General features: G+C 33.4%; 1 protein-coding gene. It reads left to right on the top strand.

All coding sequences use genetic code 11. The features are described 5' to 3' along the window. Window positions 1–666: 666 nt before the first annotated feature. Window positions 667–977, top strand: a 311-nt coding sequence (locus PV763_RS17645) for a hypothetical protein (RefSeq protein WP_420938296.1), incomplete at its 3' end; no start/stop codon positions are given.

Raw genomic sequence — 977 nt, 5'->3', positions numbered from 1 at the left:
ATTCAGTACTTAATGAAAGCTACGGAACAACTAATAAATTTTATGGTTTGCATCTCACCCAAGAAGAAGCAGAAAAAACCATCCCGAAATTATTAGAACGTACTCAAAAGTATTTAAACCATAAAAAAGGTTAATACCCTTGCGTTGATCAGCTAATTGATCAACTGCTGGCTTTATAAACGCAAACGATGTTTTTTTAATTGATTAAAATAATCCAAAACTTAATTTTGATAATTCAGCACCCATAATTCTACTAATGCATTTCCATCAAGCCTTAATTCAAACCATATTCAATTAACAATGAATTAACACCACTACGGCGTTATTTCTTAAATGTGGTATATGGCTTTACCCACCCCCTACTCGTCTATGGCTAATTGTTCCAGTGTCAGTCAAAAAATGAAATATAATTCATTCTCAAAAATGAGAATCTGTTCACAAATGGGAACGCGAAGCAGCCTTAATTTTAAAAATACCAGTTCATCTAGACTAAATTTGAGTAAGTCTGATTAATATTGAATAAAAAACCTAAGTTTTTCGCCGTATGTTTTAATCTTCAAGGGTTTAACTTTAATGAAATTTTTTTTAAATAAACTAATTTAGTGGATTTTGACCGTTATAATGGTTTTATCTCGAGGCATATTGCCTTAAACTTGGAGCCGTGTGATGTTAAAACTATCTAGTATCTTTTCTCATGAAGCTAGGATTGAATCCCTTGTTATTCAATTTGAAGCCGATTATCAAACTGCACTAAAGCAAGGTTTAGATATTTACTTTGGCGTTGGCTATGCAACTAATGAGGATAGTCAATCTATACAGGCGTATCTTGTGAAAGATAAGGAGATTTATAAAAAGCATTACTGGAGTTGGGAATACCCAAGAACACCACACAAAATTGAAAAAACTAAAGCTGAGCACCGCCATTGGTTAAACCTAGCTGATGTACGAAACGCTGCGCTCGAGGCGAATATTACAAA

Source organism: Acinetobacter sp. AS5 (genome assembly GCF_048957595.1).
In the GTDB taxonomy this organism is placed as follows: domain Bacteria; phylum Pseudomonadota; class Gammaproteobacteria; order Pseudomonadales; family Moraxellaceae; genus Acinetobacter.
Note: the sequence above shows the minus strand (reverse complement) of the source record. Positions and strands in the feature narration are given on the sequence as shown.